At 61.7% G+C, this 8,842-nt stretch carries 8 protein-coding genes and 2 pseudogenes; 9 read left to right on the top strand and 1 reads right to left on the bottom strand.

The features are described from left to right. Positions 1–189, bottom strand: a pseudogene (locus ACRESD_RS11840) (hypothetical protein); the annotation flags it as partial. A gap of 117 nt (positions 190–306) precedes the next feature. Here ACRESD_RS11840 and ACRESD_RS11845 point away from each other — a divergent pair. The 9 genes and pseudogenes from ACRESD_RS11845 to ACRESD_RS11885 form a co-directional block, all read left to right on the top strand. After that, positions 307–900, top strand: coding sequence for a transposase (locus tag ACRESD_RS11845; RefSeq protein ID WP_431751073.1), 594 nt, complete (start codon positions 307–309; stop codon positions 898–900). A gap of 77 nt (positions 901–977) precedes the next feature. Continuing rightward, positions 978–2,558, top strand: a complete 1,581-nt coding sequence (locus ACRESD_RS11850) for a ShlB/FhaC/HecB family hemolysin secretion/activation protein (RefSeq protein WP_431751066.1) — start codon at positions 978–980, stop codon at positions 2,556–2,558. Between the two features lie 24 nt (positions 2,559–2,582). Continuing rightward, on the top strand, positions 2,583–4,382 hold the full coding sequence (locus tag ACRESD_RS11855; protein ID WP_431751067.1) for a DUF2341 domain-containing protein: 1,800 nt from the start codon (positions 2,583–2,585) through the stop codon (positions 4,380–4,382). Between the two features lie 11 nt (positions 4,383–4,393). Continuing rightward, positions 4,394–4,819, top strand: coding sequence for an ExbD/TolR family protein (locus tag ACRESD_RS11860; RefSeq protein ID WP_431751068.1), 426 nt, complete (start codon positions 4,394–4,396; stop codon positions 4,817–4,819). A 3-nt stretch (positions 4,820–4,822) separates the two neighbouring features. After that, positions 4,823–5,527 (top strand): energy transducer TonB family protein, encoded by a 705-nt coding sequence (locus tag ACRESD_RS11865; protein WP_431751069.1) that lies wholly within the window; start codon positions 4,823–4,825, stop codon positions 5,525–5,527. Between the two features lie 33 nt (positions 5,528–5,560). Next, positions 5,561–7,261: a putative porin gene (locus ACRESD_RS11870; protein ID WP_431751070.1), complete on the top strand. Its 1,701-nt coding sequence runs from the start codon at positions 5,561–5,563 to the stop codon at positions 7,259–7,261. An 18-nt stretch (positions 7,262–7,279) separates the two neighbouring features. After that, positions 7,280–7,906 carry a DNA repair protein gene (locus ACRESD_RS11875; RefSeq protein WP_431751071.1) on the top strand — a complete coding sequence of 209 codons (627 nt, stop codon included), beginning with the start codon at positions 7,280–7,282 and terminating at the stop codon, positions 7,904–7,906. A gap of 19 nt (positions 7,907–7,925) precedes the next feature. Next, positions 7,926–8,405, top strand: a complete 480-nt coding sequence (locus tag ACRESD_RS11880; protein WP_431751072.1) for a YbjN domain-containing protein — start codon at positions 7,926–7,928, stop codon at positions 8,403–8,405. After that, positions 8,402–8,842 (top strand): annotated as a pseudogene (locus tag ACRESD_RS11885) (peptidylprolyl isomerase); the annotation flags it as partial. The gene ACRESD_RS11880 and the pseudogene ACRESD_RS11885, both read left to right, overlap by 4 nt.

Raw genomic sequence — 8,842 nt, forward strand, 5'->3', positions numbered from 1 at the left:
CGGGCACACCGAGCGTGAGCGAGGTGCCGAGTGTTGGGGCAAGAGCGTTTTGCTTACTTTTGCGCTTTTCAAAAGTGAGCCGCTGTAAGAGCGGAACCCTAAGTCGCCGTTACCTAAATAACGGATATGCCCCCAACCCCAAAAGCCCCAGAAAATTGCCCCCCTCTCAATCCCAAATGAAGCTTTCATGACAAAAGTTCGGTAGCCCGCACCCACTCCCGTCTTGCCTATGTAACGCGCTGGAGGCGATCAAAAGTCCCCTCCAAAGCCGTCAGCAGGACGCCAGGAGTGGGGCACATGGGAACTATGGAACGTTACTCGAAAGTCGGCATGCAGGAGCTCGATCAGCGCCTGTCGAAGATCGTCGAAGCCGCGCGCAAGAAGCCGGTTTCGGTGTACCGCTACGGCGCGCCGTGGGTGTGGATCGTCTCCCAGGACGATTGGCAGGGCGCCTTGAAGGAAGTCTCCAGCTATATCCCCGCCGGCCATTCTCTGGTGTTGCTGCGCCCGCAGATCGACGAAGTGCTCGACCAGCACCGCGATCTGCTCCAGGCCGAGCCGGGCATGCTGATTGCGCCACACACCGTGGTGCACATCCTGCTGCTGCAACTGCTGTATTCGGTACCCAGCGAGCAGCAACTGCATGAACAGCTCAATTACAACCTGCTGTTCCGCTGGTTCGTCGGCCTTGACCTGAACCAGAGGGTGTGGGGCATCCAGGCCCTGCAGCGTGACATCGCCACGTTGCTCAACAACCCGCGTGCGGTGCAACTCATCCAGAAAATCATCGGTGAAGTGTTTTGTGGCGCCTTGCTGCACATGCCGGAGTTCTCGTTGAACTTCGCCTTGTTGCACACCTGGCTGGCCCGGCACAGCCATCTTTCGACCACCAGCAATTGAACAGGCCGAACGCCGTGCAATCGGCGAAGGCGCACAACTTTTTTAGACAACTCTTTTTTAGACAACCGGGGGGCGGTGTGGAGCATCTGTTCAAGTCAACGCTGGCGCTGTGCCTGACGCTGGGGGCCTTGGCTCAACCCGCGTTGGCCGAGGAAGAGGGCGCGGCACGCCGGGTAGACGTCAACGAGTACTTCGTGCGCGGCAATACCGTGCTCGATGCGGCCGCCATCGAGGAAGCGGTGTACCCGTTCCTCGGCCCGCAAAAGACCCTCGGTGATATCGAAGGCGCCCGTGACGCGCTGCAGAAAATCTATCAGGCTCGTGGCTACCAGTCGGTGTTTGTCGAACTGCCCGAGCAGAAAGTCGATGATGGCATCGTCTATCTGCAAGTCAGTGAAACCAAGGTCGGCCGGGTACGGGTGGTGGGTGCCAAACACTATTCGCCGGTGGAAATCCGTGAAGAGGTGCCGGCGCTCAAGGAGGGTGCAGTACCCGATTTCGCCAGCGTGCAAACCCAACTGGCTGGGCTTAACCGTGGCGTGGGACGGCAGGTGACGCCGCTGGTACGCGAAGGGCAGCGCCCGGGCACCATGGATGTCGACTTGCAGGTAGAAGACCAGAACCCCTGGCACGCCAGCATCGGCCTGAACAACGACTACAGCGCCGACACCAAGGAGCTGCGCTCGGTGGCGACCGTGGGTTACGACAACCTCTGGCAACTGGGCCACAGCATTTCCCTGACCTACTTCACAGCCCCCGAGGACAGCAGTAATGCCAAGGTCTGGTCAGGCTCTTATAGCGCCCCATTGAATGATCGCTGGACCTTGCAATTCTCGGGCTACCAGTCCGACAGCAACATCGCCACCATCGGCGGCAGCAACGTGTTGGGCAAGGGCCATTCCTACGGCGTGTCGGCTATTTACAACCTGCCGGCCAGTGACAACTGGGCCAATTCGTTCTCTTTCGGCGTGGACTTCAAGGACTTTGACGAACAGCTGAGGCTGGGCAGCAGCAACGATCAGGTGCCGCTCAAATACGCGCCATTCACCTTCGGCTACAACGGCTATCGCTACAGCGAACAATCCAGCCTGGGCCTGGGATTGAACCTGGTGGTAGGCACCCGCGCGTTCTTCGGCTATGGCAGCGACTCCCAGGAGTTCGAGTACAAGCGCTACAAGGCCAGTCCGAGTTTCGCGGTGCTCAAAGGCGACGCGAATTACACCTACACCTTCGCCAATGATTGGCAGTCGGCGACCAAGGGCGGTTTCCAACTTGCCTCCGGGCCGCTGGTGTCCAACGAACAGTATTCCGCTGGCGGCGCCACCTCGGTGCGCGGTTACCTGGCGGCGGAGCGCACGGGGGACGAGGGCATTCTGTTCTCTCAGGAAATGCGCACGCCGTCCCTGGCCAAGTTTCTCGGCAGCTATGTGCAGGAATGGCGCTTCTACGCGTTCGCCGAAGGTGCGCGCCTGCGCCTTCAAAAACCCCTGGCCGAGCAAGAAGACGAATACAGCCTGGCCAGCGTTGGCCTGGGCACCCGCGCCAGTTTGAGCAAATGGTTATCCGGCAGTCTGGATTGGGGCTACCCGCTGCTCGATGGACCGAACACCCAGAAACAGGATTCGCGGCTGCACTTCAGTGTGCAGGCGACTTTCTGACCTTTTCTTCCGGAGACTTCACCCATGCAACGCCTATTCCTGAGCCTGTTGATCTGCCTGGGCTTCACGCTTCCAGCCACCGCCCATGCCTGGTGGCAGGACGACTGGCACTACCGCAAACAGATCACCGTGGACACTACCGCCCAAGGCGCGGCGATCAACCAGGCCCTGGGCCGTACCGCACTGCTGGTACGCCTGCACACCGGCAACTTCACGTTTGATGGGGTCAAGGATGACGGCGCCGACCTGCGCTTTGTCAGTGCCGATGACAAGACCGTGTTCAACCACCAGATCGAAAGCTTCGACCCTCTGATGGGCATGGCGCTGATCTGGGTCGATGTGCCCAAGGTCGAAGGCGGCCAGCGGCAGGACATCTGGATGTACTACGGCAATCAGAAAGCGCCGTCCACCGCCAACGGCCAACTGACGTTCGACCCGAACTACACCGCGCTGTATCACTTCGACGGCGCCAACGGCACGCCGCCACGGGACACCACCGCCTATGGCAACACCGCCGTGAATGCCACCGGCGCCAGCATCGATGGCGTGATCGGCCGCGCCTTGCAGTTCGGCGGTCAGCCGTTGTTGCTGCCGGCCAGCCCATCGCTGCAACACGCGGCCGGTGGCGCGTTCACCTTCAGCGCCTGGCTGCGTCTGGACCAGGCCAGTGGCGAACAAGTGCTGTTGGCCCGTCGCGAGGGACCGCACAGCCTGTTGCTGGGTGTGAATCAAGGCAGTCCGTTTGTGGAGGTTGACGGCCAACGCGCCGCCTCGACCCAGCCGCTGAACCCTGGCCAATGGCAGCACCTGGCGTTCACCGCCGAGGGCGAAAAGATCGCGCTGTACGTCAATGGCCGCGAAACGGCGAGCCTGGCGGTGGCGCTGCCGGCGTTCAATACGCAATTGGCGCTGGGTGCCGATCTGCCGGAAGCCGCCAGCGGCCACCAGCCGTTCGCTGGGGCAATCGATGAGTTGCGTCTGTCAAAAGTCGCTCGCCCAGCCTCGCTATTGTTGGCCGATGCCAGTGCCCAGGGCGCCGAGTCGAAACTGGTGGCTTACGGTGTGGATGAAGAGCAGTCGGGCTTCGGTTTCGGCAGCCTGGGCTTCCTGCTCAAGGCCGTGCCGGTGGATGCCTGGGTGATTATCCTGGTGCTGGTGGCGATGATGTTCCAGTCGTGGTTCATCATGCTGCGCAAGAACCGCATGGTCAGTCGAGTGAGTGCGGCCAACGAGATCTTCCGCGGCGAGTTTGCCCAAATCGGCACCCGTCTGGAGATGTACTACGACGACACCGTCTTGGCCGAGCGCCTGCAACATTCTTCGTTGTGGCGCCTGTACCGCGTGGCGATCAAGGAGATCCGCACGCGCCGCGCCCAAGGTGCCGACACGTCGTCGGTGTCGGCGGCCACCATCGAAGCCATCCGCTGCTCCATGGACGGTGTGCGCACCCGGGAAAACCAGGCACTCAGTTCCAAATTGTCGACCCTGTCCAACGCCATTGCCGGCGGCCCGTATATCGGCCTGCTGGGCACGGTGCTGGGGATCATGGTGGTGTTCCTCGGCACGGCCATGGCCGGTGACGTAAACATCAACGCCATCGCCCCGGGTATGGCCGCCGCGTTGCTGGCCACGGCCATGGGCTTGTTCGTCGCGATTCCGGCCCTGTTTGGCTACAACCGCCTGATCACGCGCAACAGAGAAGTCAGCGCCGATATGCGCGTGTTCGTCGACGAGTTCATCACTCGCCTGGCGGAGATGCACGGCGAGAGCCAGTCCAGCGAAACGGCACACCGCCGCGAGCAGCACGCCCCTGTGTCGGCCTGAGGAGAATCGCCATGGCTAGCGTAAATGCCTCCCACGACGATGACGAAGATGCCGCCGTCGACAGCATCAACATCACGCCCCTGGTGGACGTGCTGATGGTGGTGTTGGTGATGTTCATCCTCACCGCCACGGCCCAGGTTTCGGGTATCCAGATTCATCTGCCCAAGGCCAGTGCCTCGGTGTCGCTGTCCGAAGCCAAGACCAAGGCTATCTCGGTGAACGATGGCGGCCAGGTATTCCTCGATGCTTACCCGGTGACCCTGGCCGAGCTGGAAGATCGTTTGCGTATCGAGAAGGCGCAGAGCCCGGATTTCCCGGTGATCGTGCGCGGTGATGCGTTGGTGCAGTACCAGAAGGTGATCGAAGTACTCGATCTGCTGCGTCGGCTGGAGCTGTCCCAGGTCGGGTTGGTTACCGGCAAACCGAGCCAGGGCTGAGCCATGACCGCACAGATCCCGATGCCACCCCTGCCTGTGAAGAACAAGCCGCCTCTGCGCCCATTGAAGTGGGGCGCCGGCCTGTTGCTGGGCGCCGTGGCTGCCTGGTTCCTATGGCAGTGGGCCAATGACATGAGCGGCGTGCGCCGTGAAGCGCCGAAGGTGCCGACCATTATTCCGTTGCCGCCACCACCGCCGCCGCCACCGGAAAAACCCAAGGAACCTGAGCCTCAGGTTGAAGAAAAGATCCCGGAACCGGTGCCCACCCCAGAGCCGGAAGAGGTCAAGCCGGCGGAGGAAGCACCGCCGTCACCGGTCGATGACTTGGCCAACCCGATGCAGATCGATGGCGATGCGCAGTCCGGTAACGACGGTTTCAACATCGGTGCAGGCAAGGGCGGCGGCATGGCCGGTTCAGGCGGTGGTGGCTTGGGCACCGGCACGTACAAGCAGTATTTGGCAGGGGTGTTCCAGCGTTTGTTGAGAGAAGACCCGGAATTACGCAAGAAGGCTTACGCGGTGCAGGCCGATTTATGGTTGAGCGCCGAGGGTCAGGTGACGCGGGCTGAGTTGGTGAAGTCCAGCGGCGACGCCGAGACCGATGCACAAGTGCTCGCCGCGTTGCGTGCGCCCCATGCCACGCAGCGCGTACCGGCCGCCGTGACGATGCCGGTACGGCTGTCGCTCAAGGGCCGACGCCCGGATTGATCAAACCCCATTTTTGACAGGAGTTGCGTACACATGATTTCCCCCGTGAATCGACTGACCCTGGCGGTCGGCATGGTCATCGCCACCCTGGTCGGCCAGGCGTCGGCAGCACCGGTTGCGCCATCGGAAAACGTCACGATCAATTTGATCCGTTTGCTGGTGCAGCAAGGTGTGTTGACCCAGGACGCCGCCAATGGGTTGATCGCCCAGGCCGAACAACAAGCCCAGCAGGCCCGCCAGGCCAATGCCGCGCCGGTGGTTGCCAGCGGCCCGACCGCAGCGCCTGGCGATGTGCGCGTGCAGTACGTGCCGCAGGCCGTGCGTGACCAGATCCGTGACCAGGTCAAGGCTGAAGTCATGGCCACTGCCAAACAGGAAAACTGGGCGCAGCCCAATACCTTTCCGGACTGGGTGTCGCGCATCACGTTCGACGGCGATATCCGCCTGCGAGACGAGTCGCGCTATTTCTCGGGTAACAACAGCAATGAAATCGTCGACTACGCCAAGCTCAACGAGAGTGGCCCGTACGACGTCAATAAAGACACCAACACCAAGTTGCCGCCATTGCTCAATACCACCAAGGACCGGCAGAACCTGTTCCGCCTGCGTGCCCGCCTGGGCATGAAAGCGGTGATCTCGCCGGAGTGGACCGCTGGCATCCGTATCGGCACAGGTTCCGACAACAACCCGGTGTCCACCACCCAGACCCTGGGCGGCGGCTTCGGCAAGAAGGACATCTGGCTCGACCAGGGCTACATGAGCTGGAAGGCCAGCCCGGACCTGACCCTGACCGCCGGGCGTTTCGCCAACCCGTTCTACTCCACCGACATCCTGTATTCCCCGGACCTGAACTTCGACGGTATCGCCGCCAACTTCAACCATGCGCTGAACAACGAATGGGGCGTGTTCGGCACCCTGGGTGCGTTCCCGGTGGAGTACACCTCCGACGCCGCCAGCAGCAACGGTCTCGACAAGGAAGACAGCGACACCAAATGGTTGTTCGGCGGCCAGATGGGCGCCAACTGGAAGATCAACCGCAGCAACAACCTGAAGGGCGCGGTGGCCTACTACCACTTCGACGATATCGAAGGTAAACGCTCCAGCCCTTGCTCGCCATGGGCCGGACAACCCGCGTGTGACAGCGACGGCTCGCGCCTGGCCTTCATGCAGAAGGGCAACAGTGTGTTCCTGCTACGCGACATCGCGCCCAATCCGGCGACCCCTGGCCTGACCCCGCAACCGCAGTTCGTGGGCCTGGCGTCCAAGTTCGACGTGCTGGACCTGAACCTGGCCTGGGACACCGAGCTGCCCAGCGACTTCAAGCTGCGTACCCAAGGCAACTACATCCACAACCTGGCGTACGACAAGGGCGAAATGCTCAAGCGCAGCGAAGGCCAGATCGTCAACAACATCAACAGCAATGGCCAGTTTGAAAGTGGCGGCAACGCGGCGATGGTGCAATTCACCCTGGGCAACGCCTTTGAGATGCGCAAGCGCGGCGACTGGAACGTGTTGGCCGGTTACAAGTACATCCAGCCGGATGCCTTGCCCGATGGCTTCAACGACTCCTCGTTTCACCTCGGTGGCACCAACGCCAAGGGCTATTTCATTGGCGGCAACTACGGCATCGACAAGAACATCTATGCCAGCGCCCGTTGGCTGAGCGCCTCCGAAGTGTATGGCGCGCCGTTTGACATCGATGTGATGCAACTGGAACTCAACACGCGCTTCTGATGCGCAGGGAGATGCCACATGAACAGGCGAATAAGCGGGCTGCTGTTGTTGCTGGTTGCTACCGGTGCATCGGCCGAAGGCATGGAGGAGCGTCTGCGTACCCAACTGCGCAGCACCACCCAGCAGTTGCAGGCGCTGCAAAGTGAACAGGCCCAGGCCAGTGCCGCACGGCTGGCCGCCGAGGCCCAGGCCAAGCAAGCCCAGGTGCAGATCAAGCAACTGACGGCCGAGCTGGAAAAGGCCCGTGGCGTGGCCGAGCAACTGGCCGGCCAGCAGCAGAGCGTGCACAGCCAGGCGCAAGCCCAGGTGGCGGCGAGCAACGAGCAGATCGGCAAGTTCAAGAAGGCCTATGACGACCTGCTGGTGCTGGCCAAAGGCAAAGAAACCGAACGCGCCCGCTTGCAGGCGCAATTGACTGAACGTGACACACAAGTGCAGCAATGTTCAGCCAAGAATCAACAGATGTACGGCGTGGCCCAGCAGATTTTGGCCGCCTACGAAAAAATCGATGTGGCCGAAGTGATGAGCATCCGCCAACCCTTCGCCAGTGGCGCGCGGGTGAAGTTCGAGGAACTCGCCCAGGGTTTTGGCGATGAGCTATACCTTAATCGGTTTGATGCTCCACACACCGCGCTTAATCAATGATCAACAAGGAAGAGACACTATGAGCGATGTTCAACTGATCACCCACGTCACCCCGCAAAGCCTTACCGAACTGCTGCAGGAAGCCGGCTACCGCGTTAACCAGACCGAACAGAACGGCATCGTGCAACTGCTCAGCGCCAGCCAGGGCATCGGCTTTGCCGTGCGTTTTGGCAACCCGGCGGCGGAGCAGGGTAGTTACGTAGACTTCACCTACAGCTGCGCACTGCGGGTGCAGGGCGAATTGCCGGAAGGCTTGGCCCAGGTGTGGAACGCCTCGCGGCGCTTCGCGCGGTTGTCGTTGCAGGGTGAGTTTCTGCTGATGGAAATGGACGTGGTAGTGGCCGGTGTCGGCGCTACGCACCTGCGCAGCCAATTGGAGTTGTGGGATCGCCTGCTGCAGGAATTTATCGTGTACCTGCGTGACTACAGCCAGCATGCGGCCCAGTTGCAAGCCCAGGCTGCGGCTGCGACCGTGGATGAAGAGGCGCCTGTCCTGTGAAGAAACCAACCCTGCTCGTCGGCGCGGGTGCGCTGACCTTGCTGGTCGTGGCGGTAGGGTTGAGTCTGCGACCGGGCACAGACCCGGTCGCTGCTCAGCAACCGCTGAAGCCCGAGCACGCGGGGCCTGCGGTGGCCCGCCTGGGCAATCAGCAGATCGACCTGCCTGAACTGCAAAGCGTATTGGCCAGCCTGCCGGCCGAAACCCGTGAGCAACTGCGCGGCAATCGTGGTGCGCTGGAAACCTGGATTCGCTCGCGCCTGGCGCAAAAGGCCGTGCTTGAACAGGCCGACGCCCAAGGCTGGCGTCAGCGCCCGGAGGTTGAACAACAGACCCGCGCCGCCACCGAACAGATCGTGTTTCGTGACTACATGCTCTCGGTCAGCCAGGTGCCGGCCGACTACCCCAGCGCGGCGGAATTGCAACAGGCCTACGAC

The sequence above is a fragment of the Pseudomonas sp. genome, assembly GCF_050739995.1.
In the GTDB taxonomy this organism is placed as follows: domain Bacteria; phylum Pseudomonadota; class Gammaproteobacteria; order Pseudomonadales; family Pseudomonadaceae; genus Aquipseudomonas.

What these genes read in the sequence shown, in the direction of transcription:
- ACRESD_RS11845 (WP_431751073.1), top strand. Translation starts at nt 307, where the DNA reads ATGGAACGTTACTCGAAAGTCGGCATGCAGGAGCTCGATCAGCGCCTG.
- ACRESD_RS11855 (WP_431751067.1), top strand. Translation starts at nt 2,583, where the DNA reads ATGCAACGCCTATTCCTGAGCCTGTTGATCTGCCTGGGCTTCACGCTT.
- ACRESD_RS11860 (WP_431751068.1), top strand. Translation starts at nt 4,394, where the DNA reads ATGGCTAGCGTAAATGCCTCCCACGACGATGACGAAGATGCCGCCGTC.
- ACRESD_RS11865 (WP_431751069.1), top strand. Translation starts at nt 4,823, where the DNA reads ATGACCGCACAGATCCCGATGCCACCCCTGCCTGTGAAGAACAAGCCG.
- ACRESD_RS11870 (WP_431751070.1), top strand. Translation starts at nt 5,561, where the DNA reads ATGATTTCCCCCGTGAATCGACTGACCCTGGCGGTCGGCATGGTCATC.
- ACRESD_RS11875 (WP_431751071.1), top strand. Translation starts at nt 7,280, where the DNA reads ATGAACAGGCGAATAAGCGGGCTGCTGTTGTTGCTGGTTGCTACCGGT.
- ACRESD_RS11880 (WP_431751072.1), top strand. Translation starts at nt 7,926, where the DNA reads ATGAGCGATGTTCAACTGATCACCCACGTCACCCCGCAAAGCCTTACC.